The organism is Streptomyces sp. NPDC007945 (assembly GCF_042958885.1).
GTDB lineage: Bacteria > Actinomycetota > Actinomycetes > Streptomycetales > Streptomycetaceae > Streptomyces.
The window spans coordinates 1,099,324-1,115,186 of the sequence record NZ_JBIBJV010000002.1; the positions used below are offsets into that span (position 1 = coordinate 1,099,324).

Sequence of the window (15,863 nt, forward strand, 5' to 3'; positions counted from 1 at the left end):
GCCAAGAGGGCGGTACGGATGTCGGGGAAACACGAGGAGCGGCCCGAGAAGCCCTCCGAATCGGACGGCACGGCGCACTTGTTCAAGGCGCTGGGCAAGATCATCAAGGTCCTGCGCACCAACGCGGGCCTGAGCCAGGCGCAGCTCGCGTCGATCACGCACTGCAGCGAGGACCTGATCTCCGCGATCGAGCGCGGCGTGCGGACCCCGCAGCCGGACTTCCTGCTGCTCGCGGACGCGGCGCTGGGCGGGACGGGGGTGCTGACGGCGACGGTGGAGGACACGGAGCAGGCGATCTCGCGGGCGCGGACCCGGCATCCGGACTGGTTCCAGGATTTCGCGAACGAGGAAGCGCGGGCGCTGGCAGCCCACTATTACGAGGTGCAGGCGGTGCCGGGCATCCTTCAGACGCCTGCGTACGCGCGCTCGCTCTTCGAACACCGCCGTCCCATGCTGGACGAGGCCACGATCGAGACACGAATCGCCGACCGCATCTCGCGACAGGCGCTCTTCGAGCGCTGGCCGGCGCCGACCCTCACCTTCCTGCTGGAAGCGGCCGTTCTGCTCCGGCCATTCGGTGGACCGGAGATCCACCGGGAACAGCTGCGGCGCATCCTGGAGGTGGGCCAACGCCGGACGGTGGAGCTACAGATCCTGCCGCTGGACAGAGACGAACACCCCTACTTGGACGGCGCTTTCACCCTACTGACGCCCCCGAAGCGCCGGGAGGTCGCGTACACGGAGATCTACGGTCACGCCCGCCTGATCACCGACCCGGATGAGGTTCGCCTGTTCTCCGAGCGGTATGGAATCCTGCGCTCACAGGCACTCACCAAGCGGGAGTCCCTGACCTGGATCGAGAAACTGCTGGGAGAACGATGAGCACCGCGGATCTGGCCTGGTTCAAAAGCAGCTACAGCAGCAGCGAGGGCGGCAACTGCATCGAAGTCGCCTACAACTGGCGCAAGTCCAGCTACAGCAGCTCCGAGGGCGGCGAGTGCGTCGAGGTCGCCGCTCACCCCGCCCTCATCCACGTCCGTGACTCCAAGGTCCCCCACGGCCCCCAGCTCACCGTCGCCCCGGCGGCCTGGGCGACATTCGTCGAGGGCACCGCGCAGGTGTAGCGCCACCCCCTTCCGAGAGAGCCTCCCTGGGCGTCGGCCAGGGAGGCTCTCGGCGTTCAACGACCGGCACATGCCAAGGCGTTGGGGGCGATTCAGATGGCCATCTCCCTGGGCTACCCTGTGGCCCATGCAGGGGGAATTGGAAAACGACTCTAATTTGGCCGGAAGCGGCGCGATACCGCTCGACGCGGACGATCCGCGCCGCATCGGCGCGTTCCGCCTGCTCGGGGTGCTGGGCTCCGGCGGGATGGGTCGCGTCTACCTGGGCGCGGTCCCGGGGACGTACGCGGCCGTGAAGAGGGTGCTGCCCTCGCTCGCGGAGGACAAGGACTTCCTGAGCCACTTCGGGCACGAACTGGACAACCTGGCGCGGCTGCCCGGCGGGGCGAGCACGAAGCTGCTGGCGAGCGACCGGCTGGCGAAGCCGCCGTGGTTCGCGACCGAGTTCATCCCGGGGGTGACGCTCAACGACGCGCTGCGGCTCAACGGCGGGCCGCTGCCCGCGGAGGCGCTGTGGCGGCTGCTGCGGGAGGCGGCGGCGGGGCTGCGGACGGTGCACGCGGCGGAGATGGTGCACCGGGACCTCAAACCGTCGAACGTGATGCTCACCGAGGACGGGCTGTCGCTCATCGACTTCGGCGTGGCGCGCGCGGCCGACCAGAGCCGGCTGACCAAGACCGGGATGATCATCGGGACGCCCGCGTACATGGCGCCCGAGCAGGCCGTCGCGGACAAGGTGCTGACGGGCGCGGCGGACGTCTTCGCCCTCGGCAGCCTCGTGCTGTACGCGGCCAACGGGCGGCCGCCCTTCGGGGACGGTTCGGGGCACGACCTGCTGTACCGGGTGGTGCACGGGGAGCCGGACTTCGGACGGCTCCCGGAGACCGACCCGGACCTCGCCGACCTGGTCCGCACGTGCCTGGCCAAGGACCCGGCGGACCGGCCGACGGCGACGGAGCTCGTCGGGCACGCGGACGCGCGGGCGGCGGGGGTGGCGTGGCCGGAGGCGGTCAGGGCGCGGATCGCCGAGCGGACGGCCTTCGCGGCCGGCGCGCCGACCGCCGAGGCGCTGGCCGAGCTGGAGGCCGCCGATCCGTCGGAGGACGTGGCCACGGCTCCGCTGACGCCGCAGACCCCGGCGACGGATCCCGCGTACGTGCTCGGCGGGAAGCAGGCGGGCGGCAAGGAGCCCCGGCGGCGCAACCGGCTGGTCATGCTGGCCGTGCCCGTGGTCATCACGACGGGCACGACGCTGACGCTGACCCTGGGGCCGTACGAGATCGGCAAGGCGGGCGCGGACGGGCGGGCCTCCGCCTCGCCCACGGCCGTGCTCTCCCCGGCGGGACCGCGGCCGTCCGCGGCCGTCCCGGGGGCGAAGCCGTCCGCGTCCGCGAAGCCGTCGGGCTCCGCGTCCGCCTCGGCCTCGGCGCCCGCGGCCTCCGTGCCGCCGGGCGCCCCCCTGCCGCCGGTGGCCGGCGGTGGGGCCGGGGGCTCGTCCACGGGCGGCGGGGGCGGTACGTCGACCTCCGGCGGCTCCTCGGGCGGGACGTCCGGAGGCTCCACGGGAGGCTCCTCCACGACGTCGGGAGGCACCTCGGGGAGCACGTCGGGAGGAACATCGGGAGGTTCGGCCTCCGGCGGCTCGACCTCCGGAGGCTCGACGTCCGGGGGTTCGACCTCGGGCGGCTCGACCTCCGGCGGGACGACCACCACCGCGCCCCGCCCCACCACGACCGCGCCCAAGCCGCCGCCGACCTCGGGCGGGGGCGGTTCGGCGCCCTCGGGGACGTACTCCCTGGAGAACGGGACGAGCGGCAACTGCCTGACGGAGTACAAGCAGCCGTACGGGGTGGTCACGGTCAACTCGATGGAGTGCGGGTCCGATCCGAGCGCCGGGAACTACTCCTGGACGTACCGGGCCAACGCCGACGGCTCGTTCCGGCTGGTCAGCAGGAGGTCGGGCCAGTGCCTCCAGCCCAGCAGCGGCGTCGCCGTCACGGTCGCCGCGTGCAACGGCTCCAGCTCCCAGTCCTGGAAGGTCGTGTCCTCCACGACGGCCGGCCGGCAGTTCAGGAACGCGAGCAACGGCCAGTGCCTGACGGCCAACCCGGGCGCCGTGATGTCCTACACGTGCACCAGCGGCTACGCGTCCCAGCTCTGGCGCAACATCGGCGCACTGTGACCCCGGCGCCGCCTACACGTCCGGCGGCGCCGCCGTGAGGACCGGGACCGTGAGGACCGGGACCGTGACGCCGGCCTCGTCCTTCCGAAAGGCGGCCGTCAGCCGCATGCCGATCCGGAGGTCGGCCTCCGGCACGTCCACGACCCGGGTCATCATGCGCGGGCCCTCGGCCAGGTCGACGACGGCGGCCACGTAGGGCACCTGGTCGCCGAAGGGCGGGAGGTCGTTGCGGTGGACGACGGACCAGGTGCAGAGCGTGGCGCGGCCGCTCGCCGGGACCCGGTCGACGTCCTCGCTCCAGCAGTGGGGGCAGAACTCCCGGGGGTAGTGGTGGGGGCGGTCGCAGGTCCGGCAGTGGCGGATCAGGAGGCGGCCGTCGGCGGCGGCGTCCCAGTAGGCGCGGGTGAAGGCGTCGATGTCGGGGGGTGGCCGTCACGGGAAGAGTCCGATCGCCGCGTCGAGGGACCAGGTCTGCCAGGACATCGCGAAGAGGGCGACGAGGGAGATCAGCGCCATCATCGCGTTCTGCCCCTGCTCGGCCCGGTCGTGGATCATGAGGACGAGGTAGAGGAGGTTGAGGAGGAGGCCGCCGGCCAGGGCGACCGGGGTGAGGAAGCCGGAGACCAGGCCGAGTCCGAGGGCGAGCTCGGCGTACACGACGACGTGCGCCATGAGCCGGGGGCGCGGTGCGACGACCTTGTCGAAGCCGGTGCGGACGGCGCCCCAGCGGTGCCCGCCGGCCACCTCCGCCGCCCAGGCGATGCCGGTGCCGCGCTCGAACCAGCCCTTCCTGTCCTTGTGGCACCGGCTCTCCAGCCACCCCAGGCCGAGGCCCACGCGGAGGACGGCGAGCCATTCGGCGCCGGTGAGCCAGACGGTCCGCATGGGCGTTCCTCCTCGGCGGGTCCACTTCCGGGGCACGGGCATATCTGACGATACGTCAGCTCAACGCGAGCGCCCCGCCCTCCGCAAGGGGGCGGGGCGGGCCGGAGCGCGTGACCGATTCGCAACCGAAATCCCTTCTCGACCGAGACCCACTGCGTGTACACGTCATTACGCTCAGCACTCATGGTCACCACCCCCCAAGAACCGGTGTACGTCATCGGCGCCGGCCCCGGCGGGCTCGCGGTCGCCGCCACCCTGCGCGCCCGCGGCGTCCGCGCCGTGGTCCTGGAGAAGTCCGGGTCCGTCGGCACCTCCTGGCGCGGCCACTACGACCGGCTGCGGCTGCACACCACCCGGCGCCTCTCCGGCCTGCCCGGGATGCGGATCCCCCGCGCGTACGGCCGCTGGGTCGCCCGCGCCGACGTCGTCCGCTACCTGGAGGCGTACGCCGAGAAGCACGAGCTGGACGTCGTCACCGGCGTCGAGGTGCACCGGATCGAACCCGCCCGGAACGGCATCGGGTCCTGGACGCTGCACGCCAGCGGCGGCCGGCGGCTCACCGGCCGGGCCGTGGTCGTCGCCACCGGCCACAACCACACGCCGGCCGTCCCCGCGTGGCCCGGCCTCGACACCTACGAGGGCCGGCTGCTGCACGCACGCGAGTACCGCAACCCGGAGCCGTACGCGGGCGAGGACGTGCTCGTCGTCGGCATCGGCAACACCGGCGCCGAGATCGCCGCCGACCTCGCCGAGGGCGGCGCGGCCCGGGTCCGGATCGCCGTCCGCACCGCCCCGCACATCGTGCGCCGCACCACGGCCGGCTGGCCCGCCCAGCGCACCGGCATCCTCGTCCGGCGGCTGCCTGCCGGGCTCGTGGACCTGATGGGCCGGGGCCTCGCCCGCTTCGCCGCGCCCGACCTCACCGCGCACGGGCTGCCCCGCCCGGACACCGGCCTCGCCACCCGCGCCCGGGCCGGCGCGGTACCGGTCCAGGACGTCGGCCTGGTCGACGCCGTGCGCTCCGGCAAGGTCGAGGTCGTCGCCGCGGTCGAGGCCCTGGACGGCCGCGAGGTCGTCCTCGCCGACGGCACCCGGATCGCCCCGGACACGGTGATCGCCGCCACCGGCTACCGCCGCGCCCTCGAACCCCTCGTCGGCCACCTCGGCGGCGTCCTCGACGACCTGGGCCGCCCCCTGGCCCGCGGCCCCCGCTGCCCGGAGGGCTACCCCGGCCTCTACTTCACCGGCTTCACCAACCCGATCAGCGGCATGCTCCGCGAACTCTCCCGCGACGCGGAACGCATAGCCCGGCGCATCGCCAGGAAATAGCCCCGGGCGCCGACAAGTTCGCGGGGGTGGAGTGGCCCCCGCCCCCGTCACCGGCGCCCCCCGCCTCCCCGCCGTCCCCGCCTGGATCGACTGCGCGATCACCGCGGTCCACACGGGCGGCGACCACCTGATCGTCGTCGGCCGCGCGGAGGCCCTGGGCGCGACCGGGACCGACACGGAACCCCTGCTCTTCCACCGGGGACGGTTCGGACGGTTCAGCGACGGGTGAGGGCGCGGCGGCCGTGGGGGTAGCCCGGATCCGTCCAGTGGGTCATCCGCGAGGCGGACGGGGGTCCGTCCACGTCCCAGGGCTGGAAGTACCCGCAGGCGGTGAAGACCCGCACCTTGTTGTGCCAGCGGGGCAGGGCCTCCTCGAAGGCCCAGGTCCCCGTGCTCGCGCACCGCTTCGTGGTGGCGTCCTCGTACGCGGTGTACTCGATGCCGCTCACCACCGCCGTCCCGTCCGCCCGCAGCGTCACCGCGCCGCCCTCGCCGTCCTCGTACCGCCCCACCATGTCCGCCCGGGACGGCCTCGGCGGGTCCTCCGGGCCCAAGGCTCCGGCGTACGTACCGATCCCCGCGATCGTCGCCGCCGCGGGCAGCGCCAGCGCCGCCCACAGCGCCCACGGTTTCCTCCCCCGACTCCCCATGCCCCCATCATGCCGCGCGGCGGCGGATGACCAGGGCCATCAGGGCGGCCGCGGCGCACAGCGCGCCGGAGGCGTACCAGACGGGGTCGTAGGAGCCGAAGACGTCGCGGGCGACGCCGCCGGCGAAGGCGACGGCGGCGGCGCCGATCTGGTGGGAGGCGAGGACCCAGCCGAAGACGATCGCGGAGTCCTCGCCGTAGTGCTCCCGGCAGAGGGCGATCGTCGGCGGGACCGTCGCCACCCAGTCCAGGCCGTAGAAGACGATGAAGAACAGCATCGGCGGGTGCACGGAGGGCGCCAGGAGCATGGGGAGGAAGAGCAGCGAGACGCCGCGCAGGGCGTAGTAGACGGCCAGCAGGCGGCGCGCCTCGAAGCGGTCGGTGAACCAGCCGGAGGCGATCGTGCCGACGACGTCGAAGACGCCGATGACCGCGAGGAGCCCCGCGGCGGCCGTCACCGGCATGCCGTGGTCGTGGGCGGCCGGCACGAAGTGGGTCTTCACCAGGCCGTTCGTGGAGGCGCCGCAGATCGCGAACGTCCCGGCGAGGAGCCAGAAGGGCCCGGTGCGGGCGGCCTTGAAGAGGACCGCGACCGCGCGGCGGGCCGCGCCCGTGGCGGGGGCGGGCTTCTCGGCGTACACGCCACCGTACGGGGCGAGCCCCACGTCCGCCGGGTGGTCGCGCAGCAGCAGCCAGACGAAGGGGACCACCGCGAGCGCGGACAGCGCGACCGTCACCGCCGCCGGGCGCCAGCCGTGGTTCTCGACCAGCCAGGAGAGGAGGGGGAGGAAGACCAGCTGGCCGGAGGCGCCCGCGGCCGTCAGGATGCCGGTGACGAGGCCCCGGCGGGCGGTGAACCAGCGGTTGGTGACGGTGGCCGCGAAGGCGAGGGCCATGGAGCCGCTGCCCAGGCCCACGAGGATCCCCCAGTAGAGGACGAGTTGCCACGCGGCCGTCATCCAGACCGTCAGGAGCGAGCCGAGCGCGATCACCGACAGCGCGACCGCCACGACCCTGCGGATGCCGAACCGGTCCATGAGCGCCGCGGCGAACGGCGCCGTGAGGCCGTAGAGGGCGAGGTTGACGGAGACGGCGAAGCCGATCGTGCCGCGCGACCAGTCGAACTCCCCGTGGAGCGGTTCGATGAGCAGGCCCGGCAGCGAGGCGAAGGCCGCCGCGCCGATGATCGTGACGAAGGTGACCGCGGCGACGGACCAGGCACGGTGGAAGCGCGGGGTGCGGGCGGTGGAGGGGGAGGCTCGGTGCTCCGTTGTCTGGGCCATGCCATCGAGGATTCCGGCCGTCCGCCCGCCCCCGCCATTGGCCCGACTGCCAGCTTTCCAACGGATCGGGCCAACCCCGTACGATCGAGCCGTCCCCCGCCCTCAGGACACCCTGGGCAGGTCCCTGATCGGCCGCACCGCCAGCAGCGCCGCCACCACGAGCACCGCGATCCCCGCCCCCGCGAGCAGCACCGCCTCCGTGCCGACCACCCCCGCGACCGGCCCGGACAGCGCGCGTCCGACGCCCATCATCAGCAGGGATCCGGCCACGTCGTAGGCGTGCATCCGGTTCAGCCCCTCCTGCGGGACGTGCGTCTGGACCGCCGTGGACCACATGACGAGCCAGTACGCGAACGCCGTGCCCGCCACGAGCTGCCCGGCCGCCAGCGCCGTTACCGGCGCGCCGAGGCCGAGCAGCGCCAGGTTCACCGGCAGGCCGAGGAGCGCGACCGCCCCGGACGCGAGCGGCCGGCGCGGACGGATGCGGAGCGCGAGCAGCCCCCCGAGCGCGCTGCCCGCGCCGTTGACCGCCATCAGCGCGCCGTACACCGCCGAGCCGTGCCCGCCGGTGACCAGGCTCGCGGTGAGCGGCACCATCGGACCGGCGACGGTCAGCCCGTACACCGTCCAGATGGAGATGACCCCCCACAGCCAGCTCCGCGCACGGAACTCCCGCCACCCGAGCGCGAGTTCGGAGCCGAACGAGCCGCGGACCCGGCCGCCGTCCGCGATCGGCGGGATCCGCATCAGCAGGAGGCAGACGGCGCTGACGGCGAAGGTGGCGGCGTTCGCGGCGAAGGCCGCGCCCGCGTTCCAGGCGGCGACGAGGAGCCCCGCGAGCGCCGGACCCGCCATCGTCATCAGCGCCTCCACCACCCGCAGGACCGCGTTGGCGCGCTGCACGTCGGACGCGATCCGCGGGATCGTCGAGGCGACCCCCGGCTGGAAGAGCGCGGCGCCGACGCCGGCGACGACGGAGAGCCCGTACACGGCCCACAGCGGCGGGCTGCCGACCGCGAAGGCGACGGCGAGCAGCGCCGCCCCGGGCAGCCGCAGCAGATCGGCGGTGATCATCATGCGGCGGGCGGTGAAGCGGTCGGCGAGGACGCCGCCGAGGAGGACGAAGACGGCGAAGGCGGCCGTCCAGAGGCCGAGCGCGTAGCCGACGGAGGAGCCGGGCCGGCCCGCGCCGAGCAGTCCGGCGGCGAACGCGACGGGGACCATCCCCTCGCCGAGGACCGCGGCGGCCCTGGCCGTGAAGAAGAGCCTGAAGTTACGGTTCCAGAGCGCGGGGGGAGCAGCCGGCAGGGGAATCAGCGCGTCGGCCCCGGGCTTGTACGTGTTGTCCGTCACGGGCAGCCAGTCGTACCACCGGCTGGTCTGGACCACCATTGATTTTACCGAGGAAGAGGCCCATGGGAGAGACCGCGCCCCACCGGCCGCACCGCGTCGCCGTCCTCGCCCTGCCGGGGCTCCTCCCCTTCGAACTGGGCATACCGCACCGGATCTTCGGCCGCGCCCTGGACCCCGAGGGGCGCCCGCTGTACGAGATCGTGACGTGCGCCGTGGCCGCCGGACCGGTGCGGACCGACGCCGACTTCGCGATCCACGTGGAGCACGGCCCGGAGGCGCTGGCCACCGCGGACACGGTCGTCGTCCCGGCCTCGTACGAACTGGGCCCGGTCTACGAGGAGGGCAGGCTCACCCCCGAACTGGCCGCCGCGCTCGCCCGCGTCCGGCCCGGGACCCGGCTCGTCGCGATCTGCACGGGCGGGTACGTCCTCGCCGCCGCCGGATACCTCGACGGGCGCCCCGCCACCACCCACTGGGCCTCGGCCGACCACTTCCAGCGGCTCTTCCCGACCGTGCGGGTCGACGCCGACGTCCTCTTCGTCGACGACGGCGACGTCCTCACCTCGGCGGGCGTCGCCGCCGGCCTCGACCTGTGCCTGCACATCGTCCGCCGCGACCACGGCTCGGCGGTCGCGAACGACGTGGCCCGCCGCACGGTCGTCCCCCCGCACCGGGACGGCGGCCAGGCCCAGTACATCGCCCGTCCCGTCCCCGACACCGGCACCCAGAGCACGACCGCCGCCCGCGCCTGGGCCCTCGCCCACCTCCACGAGCCGATCCAGCTCCGCGACCTCGCCGAGCGGGAGGCGACCAGCGTCCGCACCTTCACCCGCCGCTTCCGCGACGAGGTCGGCATCAGCCCCGGCCAGTGGCTCACCCAGCAGCGGATCGAGCGGGCCCGTCACCTCCTGGAGACCACCGACCTGCCCGTCGACCGGGTCGCCCAGGACTCCGGCTTCGGCACCGCCCAGTCGCTGCGGGTCCACCTGATGACCGCGATCGGCGTCACCCCGACCGCCTACCGGCGCACCTTCCGCCTCGGCTTCCCCGAGTCGTCGTCATCGTCGTCGGTGCCGTCGGCCTGACCCGTGGCGGCCTGACCCGCGCCGTCCGGGGTCCCGGACGGCGTGCTCCGGTCGAGGTCGACGGAGTCGATCCGCCAGGCGACCACGCCGGTCGCCCCGCCCACGGCGGTGATCGCGACCGGCAGTTCCGCGGGGGCGTCCGCCACGCGCCGGCGGACGGGCACCCCGTCGCACGGCACGGTCGCCGGCTCCCGGTCCTCGACGACGACCGTCACCGCGCCCGTGCCGACGCAGGCCACGGCGAGCCCGTACGCCTCCCCCGGCTCCAGCACGGCACGGACGTGCGCACCCTCCGCGACCGGCGCGCTCCCGCCCTCCAGGAACCCCGGGTCGTCCACCGAGCCGACGGCCTCCCGCGCGCGCTCGGCCTGCTCCTCCGCCACCGCGGCCGCGGGTGTGGCCGTCGCCTCGGGGGCCGGAGCCGTGGGGGCGGGCTTCTTCGGGGCGGGCGGTTCCTGGTCGCCGCCCCCGCACCCGGACACGAGCAGGGACCCCAGGGCGAGGGGCACGAGCAGCACGGACGGCTTGCGGAGTCGCATCAGGGGTTCCTCGTGTCGACGGCGGCGGACCCGGACTTCTCCTCCTGCGGACGTGCCGCCTCCCGCTCCCGGTTCCGCTCCCTCTTCCGCTCCGTGTTCCGTACGAGCCTCAGCTCGCCGAGCGCCGCGACCACGACGAGCAGCAGGGTCAGGCCCACCCCGCACAGGATCGCCGTCGAAGGGGCGACCACCCGCAGCAGCCCGCCCGCGAGCGTGCCGCTCGCCGCGTACCCCGCGCCGACGGCCGCGTACATGATCGAGTACCCGGCGGCCAGCGCCGACGGCGGCAGCACCCGCCGCAGGGCCAGGTTCCGGGTGAGCATCGCCGGCGCCTGGAGCAGCCCGGCCGCCGCGAGCGCGACGCCGAGGGCGACGGCGCCCGGCAGCAGCGCCACCGCCGCCACCCCCGCGGTCACCCCGAGGACGAGCAGGAGCGATTGCGCCGGGAGCGGCCCGGGCCAGTCGGAGCGGAGCCCGTACAGGAAGGAACCGGCGACCGACCCGAGCGAGAAGCCGGCGAGCAACGGCCCCGCCCACCCGATGCCGATCCCGCGCTGTTCCAGGAGGGCGGGCAGGATCAGTTCGGCGAGCGCCAGGAGCGTCAGCGACGCCGCTCCGAGGACGTACACCGGCCAGGCCGCCAGCAACGCCCGCCGCCTGCCCGGCGCGTCCTTCTCCGCCGCCTCCGCCGACCATCCGGCGGGCAGCAGCCACAACCCCGCGAGCCCGGCGGCCATCAGCGCGGCCTGGAGGAGCAGCGGTACGGCGGGGGCCGCGCCGAGCGCGAGGCCGGTCGTCAGCGCGGGCGCGGCCGCCCAGATCCCGAAGGTCAGCATGGACTCCAGGCTCAGCGCCTGGGTGACGGACCGTTCCGGCACCATCCCCGTGAGCAGGGCCCGCAGCCCCGCCGACACGGCGACCGGCCCGGCCCCCGCCAGGAACGCCAGCGCCCCCAGGACGCCCGGGTGCGCGCCCGGCGCGAGCCCGAGCCCCGCGAAGCCGGCCGCGCCCACGGCCAGCCCGCCCGCCATCTGCGGCCGCGCCCGCTCGGCCCGCATCCGCAGGCCCAGCACCGGCGCGGCGATGATCTCCCCGATCACGTACACGGCCGCGAGCACGGCCCCGAGGCTGTACCCGCCCGGCCTCTCCCGCACCAGGAACACCAGGGCCAGCGGCGCCATGGCGACGGGCATCCGGGCGGCCGTAGTGACGGCGCACCAGGTGAGGACGGGGCGGGTGAGGAGCGAGCGGTACGACATCCGGCGAACGTACCGCCGCGGGGGCGGGGAACTCGAACGGGTTCCGGAGGACCCGAACGGGCCGGGGAACGGGCCGGGTTCGAGAACAGGAGCACGCCCCGGGCCACCTTCCCCGCCTCCGCGTCCTCCCGGGCCCGGCCGAACTCCTCCACCGGAGAGGAGGCGGTGACCAGTTCGTCGAGGAGCAGCTCGCCGGTCCGGTACAGCTCGGCGTAGAGCGGGATGTCCTTCTGCGGGCGGGAGGAGCCGTAGCGGCAGCCGAGGATCGACTTGTCGAGGAACATCGCGGCCGACAGGAAGCTCGCCTCCGCCCGGGGCGCGGTCATCCCCAGCAGGACGGGTGGTCCAGGTCAACCAGGAGCTCTTCGGCCCCGGCACGGTCGCGACCGGCGACGACGCGGTGACCCTCGGCCTGCAGGCGGGCACCCACTGGGACGCCCTCACGCACGCCTCGCACTCGGGCCTGATCTGCAACGGGCGCCCCGCCGGCACCGTCACCCCGCACGTCCGCGCCGCGTACGGACCGGGCAGCTGCGGCTGTACCTGGCCGGGGACCGGCACGCGTACGCCTTCCCGTCGCCGGGGCTTTCGATCCGCACGCCGGAGTGGTTCCACGCCCGGGACGTCGCGGCCGTCGCCAACGACACGCTCACCTTCGAGATCTTCCCGCCGGAGATCGAGGACCTGTGGCTGGGCGTGCACGCGCTCGACCTGGTCGAGATGGGGATGCTCCAGGGCCAGAACTGGAACCTGGAGGAGTTGTCCACAGCCTGTGCACAAGAAGGCCGCTACGCCTTCCCGCTCTCCACCATGCCGGAACCCTTCGTCGGCGGCACGGGCACACCGGTCGCCCCGGTCGCCGTCCTCTGAGCCCCCCTCCGCGCGCCCGGACTCACGGATGCGCGGGATCACGGGCCGACAGGCCGACGGCGCCTCGCACCCATGGGCCACGGCCCGGGCGTTCGCGCGCCACCGCGCCATGGGTTCACGGGTGGCGGCGCGCCCGCGCGCGCCCCGAGCACGGCGCGGACCGCCGCCACCCGACCACGACCCGCACATGCCGAGGGCACGCGGCCCTCGACTCCCCTCGCCACGAATCGCTCACCCCAGGGTGGGCAAAACGGAACGAACCGTCAACAGCGCACCCGTCCGGGGGAACCGATGCCCTCACCGATCCCCGGCATGGCCAGGGGCATCGCCGAGGGAGTCCGGTCGACCTCGCACCAGATGCTCTTCCCCCGCCCCTCGGACTGCCAGCCCCACCGGTCGGCGAGGCCGTCGACCAGTTCCAGGCCGCGCCCGTTGGTGTCCTCGCCCGCGGCGCGCCGGGGCCGGGGCGGCAGCTCGCTGCTGTCGGCGACCTCGACCCGCACCCCGCCCTCCGCCGCGAAGAGCATCCGCAGCACGGCGGGACAGCCCGTGTGCACCACCGCGTTGGTGACGAGCTCGGAGATGAGCAGCACCAGCGTCTCCGCCAGCGGCTCGTCGTCGCCTATCCCGGAGCCGGCCAGCCGTTTACGCGCCCACCGACGCGCACGCCCCACCTCGGCCGGGTCGGGCCCGACCTCCAACTGAACCTGAAGCACCTGCACCGTTCACACCATCCGAACCGGCGAACACACCTTTACGGAACGTGATTCCCTTGCGGGACAGCATGGTTGACGTACAGTCACCACAACAAGCGCTTCGGGCATATTCCAGCGCGAAGGAGTACGCATGGTCCATACTGTGCGACGCACGCGGCGGGGAGTCGAACGCGGGGCGCGACCCGGACCCACAAGCACTCGCATCCCACGGAGAGTACCGGAGCGGAGGGCCCACTCCGGCTCGTGGCGACCCTCCGAAGGACACAACCCGGTATCGACATTCCGTCCACGACCACCGGGATTCGAACACGCTCCGTCACCAGTTCGGGGGTTCAGAGCGCGGCCGTCACGGCCTCCGCCGCCCGCTCGCCGGCGGCACCAGGGCGGCCCGCACCCAGGCCCGCTTCAGATGCGGATGGACGTCCGCCTCCCAGGTGAACCCCATCCCGCCGTGCACCTGGAGGCAGTCCCGCGCGTTGGCGACGGCCGCCTCGTCGGCGAGCAGCTTCGCCCCCGCGATCTCCACCGGGTCGGCGGTGACGGCGGCTGCGTGCACGGCCGCCCGGGCGAGCTCGGTCCGCACGAGCATTCCCGCGCAGATGTGCTTCACGGCCCGGAACCCGCCGATGACCTGCCCGAACTGCTCCCGGCGCCCCGCGTGAGCAACGGTGGCCTCGGTACGCGAGCTCGCCGATCCCGGCCGTGAGCGCCCGGGGCCCCCGGTCGCGGTACTTCGCGGGCAGCCAGGTGTCGAAGAGGTGGGCGGGCTCGATCACGTGGTCGTCGACGCTGATGATGCGGGGCAGCTCCGTCATGACCCCTCCCCATACTTGATGGACCGTCAGATACTAGCCCCCTCAAGCCATCGCCTCCGGACGGGCATGGGTAGTACCTGCCGGAGCACGGGGGCGCGACCCGGGCGCCGGTCGCCCGCGCCGCGCGCCGCGCGGATTGTCTGCACGATCCGTCCCTGGAAAGCCCGCAGTGGTCCGGGGAGACTCCCGAGCGGCCCCTCTCGCCCCCCACCCGATCGGAACCACCCATGACGCACGTCCGCGCCTCCAGGAAGCTCCCCGGCCCCAACCCCGCGCAGCTGCGCTTCGGCCCCCTGATCGCCTCCACCGCGCTGCTCTCCCGGTCGCCGGGGGCCGCGGCCGGGGCTCGCGGGCCGGCCCGCCGCCGGGTCGCACCGGCCGGACCCGGAGCCCCCTCCGCGCCTCTGGACCGGCCGGGGTCCACCCCCTACGCTCTCCCCATCACCTGACGAGCAGTCAGATCGAGTCGTCCAGGGAGCCGCCGTGACCGAGAGCGTGACCAAGGCCGAGACCGGCGGCGAGACCGGGACCGCGCACGCCCTCGGCGCCTCCCGGACGCTCTGGGAGCTCGTCGAGCGCCGAGCCGCGCTCACCCCCGACCGGCCCGTCCTGCTCCAGGAGAACCGCGTCCTCACCGACGGCGCACTGCGCGACCGCGCATAGCGCTGCGCCGCCGGGCTGTAGGGCACGGGCGTCCGGCCCGGCGCAGACCGCCGCCGCCTTCGACGGGGACGGCTTCCTCATCACCGGCGACCTCGGCCACCTGACCTCCAGCGGGCACCTCGTCCTCACCGGACGGGCGAAGGACGTCATCATCCGCAAGGGCGAGAACATCTCCGCCAAGGAGATCGAGGACCTGCTCCACGCGCACCCGGCCGTCGGTGACGCCGCCGTCATCGGCCTCCCGGACCCCGAGCGGGGCGAACGGGTCTGCGCCGTCGTCGAGCAGCCCGAGGGCGCCCCGCCGCTCACCCTGGACGCGGTGACGGCCTTCCTGCGCGCGGCCGGGCTCTCCGTCCACAAGCTGCCGGAGCAGCTGGAGGTGGTGGACGCCCTGCCGCGCAACGAGACCCTGCGGAAGGTGCTGAAGTACCGGCTCAGGGAGCGGTTCGGGGCAGCGGCGTCACCGGGGGCGGCGGGGACACCGAGGACAGCGGGGGCCCCGGGGGCAGCAGGGTAGGCCCGGCCTGCGGCGGGATGGCGACGGGTCCGCCCGCGAGCGCCGCGGACAGGTCCTCGAACACCTCGAAGAGCCGGGTGACGCCCAGCGCGGCGAACACCCGCGTCACATGGCCGTGCCCCGCACCCGCGCCGGGAAGGACGAGCCGCAGCCGTCCGCCGCAGGAGCGCAGCAGCCGACGGGCGCCGACGAGGACACCGATCCCGCTGGAATCGCAGAACCGCACCCCGGTGAGGTCGACGACGAGATCGTGCCGGCCGGCGGCCACGGCGTCGTGGACCCACTCGCGTATCCGGGGCGAGGTCAACAGGTCGAGCTCACCGCGGAGGCGGAGCACCGTCCACCCGCCGCGGTCGTCCTCGTCGGCCTCGATCGTCGTCACGGACGGGCGCTTGCCCCGGGAGGCGCCGCCGAAACCCCTGGCGCCCGCTATGACGCTTTCCTTACCATCCGCTCCTGCGTGAAGGCCGCACTTGCGGCAAAGAGGCGTGCGTCGTCGGTGCCTCGCACTAGTTTGGGTCGAAGACGGACGGGACGGGACGGGAACCGGCGGCGGCAGGGCGACACGGAACGGCACGGCAAGCGGAAGGCGGA

16 protein-coding genes and 6 pseudogenes are annotated in these 15,863 nt (G+C 74.2%); 10 read left to right on the plus strand and 12 right to left on the minus strand.

Annotated features, from left to right (window positions below; all coding sequences use genetic code 11):
• The first annotated feature begins 18 nt into the window (after positions 1-18).
• The 3 genes from ACFZCF_RS10410 (at position 19) to ACFZCF_RS10420 (ending at position 3,306) form a co-directional block, all read left to right on the plus strand.
• A complete protein-coding gene (locus ACFZCF_RS10410) occupies positions 19-882 on the plus strand; it encodes a Scr1 family TA system antitoxin-like transcriptional regulator (protein WP_391285876.1) in 864 nt (287 codons plus the stop codon).
• Positions 879-1,124 carry a DUF397 domain-containing protein gene (locus tag ACFZCF_RS10415; protein WP_391285878.1) on the plus strand — a complete coding sequence of 82 codons (246 nt, stop codon included), beginning with the start codon at positions 879-881 and terminating at the stop codon, positions 1,122-1,124. The genes ACFZCF_RS10410 and ACFZCF_RS10415 overlap by 4 nt, the downstream gene beginning before the upstream one ends.
• 127 nt (positions 1,125-1,251) lie before the next feature.
• Positions 1,252-3,306 (plus strand): protein kinase, encoded by a 2,055-nt coding sequence (locus tag ACFZCF_RS10420; RefSeq protein ID WP_391285880.1) that lies wholly within the window; start codon positions 1,252-1,254, stop codon positions 3,304-3,306.
• A gap of 12 nt (positions 3,307-3,318) precedes the next feature.
• Here the strand turns inward: ACFZCF_RS10420 and ACFZCF_RS10425 are convergent, their stop codons facing one another.
• Positions 3,319-3,723 carry an OB-fold domain-containing protein gene (locus tag ACFZCF_RS10425; RefSeq protein WP_391286023.1) on the minus strand — a complete coding sequence of 135 codons (405 nt, stop codon included), beginning with the start codon at positions 3,721-3,723 and terminating at the stop codon, positions 3,319-3,321.
• A gap of 15 nt (positions 3,724-3,738) precedes the next feature.
• Positions 3,739-4,191 carry a DoxX family protein gene (locus ACFZCF_RS10430; RefSeq protein WP_391285882.1) on the minus strand — a complete coding sequence of 151 codons (453 nt, stop codon included), beginning with the start codon at positions 4,189-4,191 and terminating at the stop codon, positions 3,739-3,741.
• A gap of 183 nt (positions 4,192-4,374) precedes the next feature.
• Here ACFZCF_RS10430 and ACFZCF_RS10435 point away from each other — a divergent pair, with 183 nt between their 5' ends.
• Together ACFZCF_RS10435 and ACFZCF_RS10440 are read left to right on the plus strand one after the other, a co-directional pair.
• Positions 4,375-5,520, plus strand: coding sequence for an NAD(P)-binding domain-containing protein (locus tag ACFZCF_RS10435; RefSeq protein WP_391285884.1), 1,146 nt, complete (start codon positions 4,375-4,377; stop codon positions 5,518-5,520).
• A 5-nt stretch (positions 5,521-5,525) separates the two neighbouring features.
• Positions 5,526-5,749: pseudogene (locus ACFZCF_RS10440) on the plus strand (flavin reductase family protein); the annotation flags it as partial.
• On the opposite strand, the gene ACFZCF_RS10445 reads toward ACFZCF_RS10440, so the two are convergent.
• The 3 genes from ACFZCF_RS10445 to ACFZCF_RS10455 form a co-directional block, all read right to left on the minus strand.
• Positions 5,736-6,170 (minus strand): hypothetical protein, encoded by a 435-nt coding sequence (locus ACFZCF_RS10445; protein WP_391285886.1) that lies wholly within the window; start codon positions 6,168-6,170, stop codon positions 5,736-5,738. The pseudogene ACFZCF_RS10440 and the gene ACFZCF_RS10445 sit on opposite strands and share 14 nt — an antisense overlap.
• 7 nt (positions 6,171-6,177) lie before the next feature.
• Positions 6,178-7,452, minus strand: coding sequence for an MFS transporter (locus ACFZCF_RS10450; protein ID WP_391285888.1), 1,275 nt, complete (start codon positions 7,450-7,452; stop codon positions 6,178-6,180).
• Between the two features lie 102 nt (positions 7,453-7,554).
• Entirely contained in the window at positions 7,555-8,844 is a 1,290-nt protein-coding gene (locus tag ACFZCF_RS10455) for an MFS transporter (protein ID WP_391285890.1), read from the minus strand.
• Between the two features lie 23 nt (positions 8,845-8,867).
• Here ACFZCF_RS10455 and ACFZCF_RS10460 point away from each other — a divergent pair, with 23 nt between their 5' ends.
• A complete protein-coding gene (locus tag ACFZCF_RS10460; RefSeq protein WP_388438019.1) occupies positions 8,868-9,890 on the plus strand; it encodes a GlxA family transcriptional regulator in 1,023 nt (340 codons plus the stop codon).
• On the opposite strand, the gene ACFZCF_RS10465 is transcribed toward ACFZCF_RS10460, so the two are convergent.
• The 3 genes and pseudogenes from ACFZCF_RS10465 to ACFZCF_RS10475 form a co-directional block, all read right to left on the minus strand.
• Positions 9,824-10,429, minus strand: coding sequence for a hypothetical protein (locus tag ACFZCF_RS10465; RefSeq protein ID WP_391285894.1), 606 nt, complete (start codon positions 10,427-10,429; stop codon positions 9,824-9,826). The two genes, ACFZCF_RS10460 and ACFZCF_RS10465, sit on opposite strands and share 67 nt — an antisense overlap.
• Entirely contained in the window at positions 10,429-11,688 is a 1,260-nt protein-coding gene (locus tag ACFZCF_RS10470; RefSeq protein ID WP_391285896.1) for an MFS transporter, read from the minus strand. Before ACFZCF_RS10470 ends, ACFZCF_RS10465 begins: the two co-directional genes overlap by 1 nt.
• Before the next feature lie 83 nt (positions 11,689-11,771).
• Positions 11,772-12,035, minus strand: a pseudogene (locus ACFZCF_RS10475) (Zn-dependent alcohol dehydrogenase); the annotation flags it as partial.
• On the opposite strand from ACFZCF_RS10475, the pseudogene ACFZCF_RS10480 reads away from it, so the two are divergent.
• Positions 11,999-12,558 (plus strand): annotated as a pseudogene (locus ACFZCF_RS10480) (cyclase family protein); the annotation flags it as partial. The pseudogenes ACFZCF_RS10475 and ACFZCF_RS10480 overlap by 37 nt on opposite strands.
• A 263-nt stretch (positions 12,559-12,821) precedes the next feature.
• On the opposite strand, the gene ACFZCF_RS10485 reads toward ACFZCF_RS10480, so the two are convergent.
• The 3 genes and pseudogenes from ACFZCF_RS10485 to ACFZCF_RS10495 all read right to left on the minus strand — a co-directional run.
• Entirely contained in the window at positions 12,822-13,280 is a 459-nt protein-coding gene (locus ACFZCF_RS10485; protein ID WP_388438029.1) for an ATP-binding protein, read from the minus strand.
• 326 nt (positions 13,281-13,606) lie between these two features.
• Positions 13,607-13,971, minus strand: a pseudogene (locus ACFZCF_RS10490) (acyl-CoA dehydrogenase family protein); the annotation flags it as partial.
• Positions 13,946-14,089: pseudogene (locus ACFZCF_RS10495) on the minus strand (amidohydrolase); the annotation flags it as partial. The pseudogenes ACFZCF_RS10495 and ACFZCF_RS10490, both read right to left, overlap by 26 nt.
• Positions 14,090-14,316: 227 nt before the next feature.
• On the opposite strand from ACFZCF_RS10495, the gene ACFZCF_RS10500 reads away from it, so the two are divergent.
• The 3 genes and pseudogenes from ACFZCF_RS10500 to ACFZCF_RS10510 all read left to right on the plus strand — a co-directional run.
• Complete coding sequence (locus ACFZCF_RS10500) at positions 14,317-14,538, plus strand: hypothetical protein (RefSeq protein WP_391285899.1); 222 nt, start codon at positions 14,317-14,319, stop codon at positions 14,536-14,538.
• A 34-nt stretch (positions 14,539-14,572) separates the two neighbouring features.
• Entirely contained in the window at positions 14,573-14,752 is a 180-nt protein-coding gene (locus ACFZCF_RS10505) for a hypothetical protein (protein ID WP_391285901.1), read from the plus strand.
• Between the two features lie 46 nt (positions 14,753-14,798).
• Positions 14,799-15,269, plus strand: a pseudogene (locus ACFZCF_RS10510) (cyclohexanecarboxylate-CoA ligase); the annotation flags it as partial.
• Here ACFZCF_RS10510 and ACFZCF_RS10515 read toward each other — a convergent pair.
• Positions 15,187-15,651 (minus strand): STAS domain-containing protein, encoded by a 465-nt coding sequence (locus tag ACFZCF_RS10515; RefSeq protein WP_388438035.1) that lies wholly within the window; start codon positions 15,649-15,651, stop codon positions 15,187-15,189. The pseudogene ACFZCF_RS10510 and the gene ACFZCF_RS10515 overlap by 83 nt on opposite strands.
• Positions 15,652-15,863: the final 212 nt, after the last annotated feature.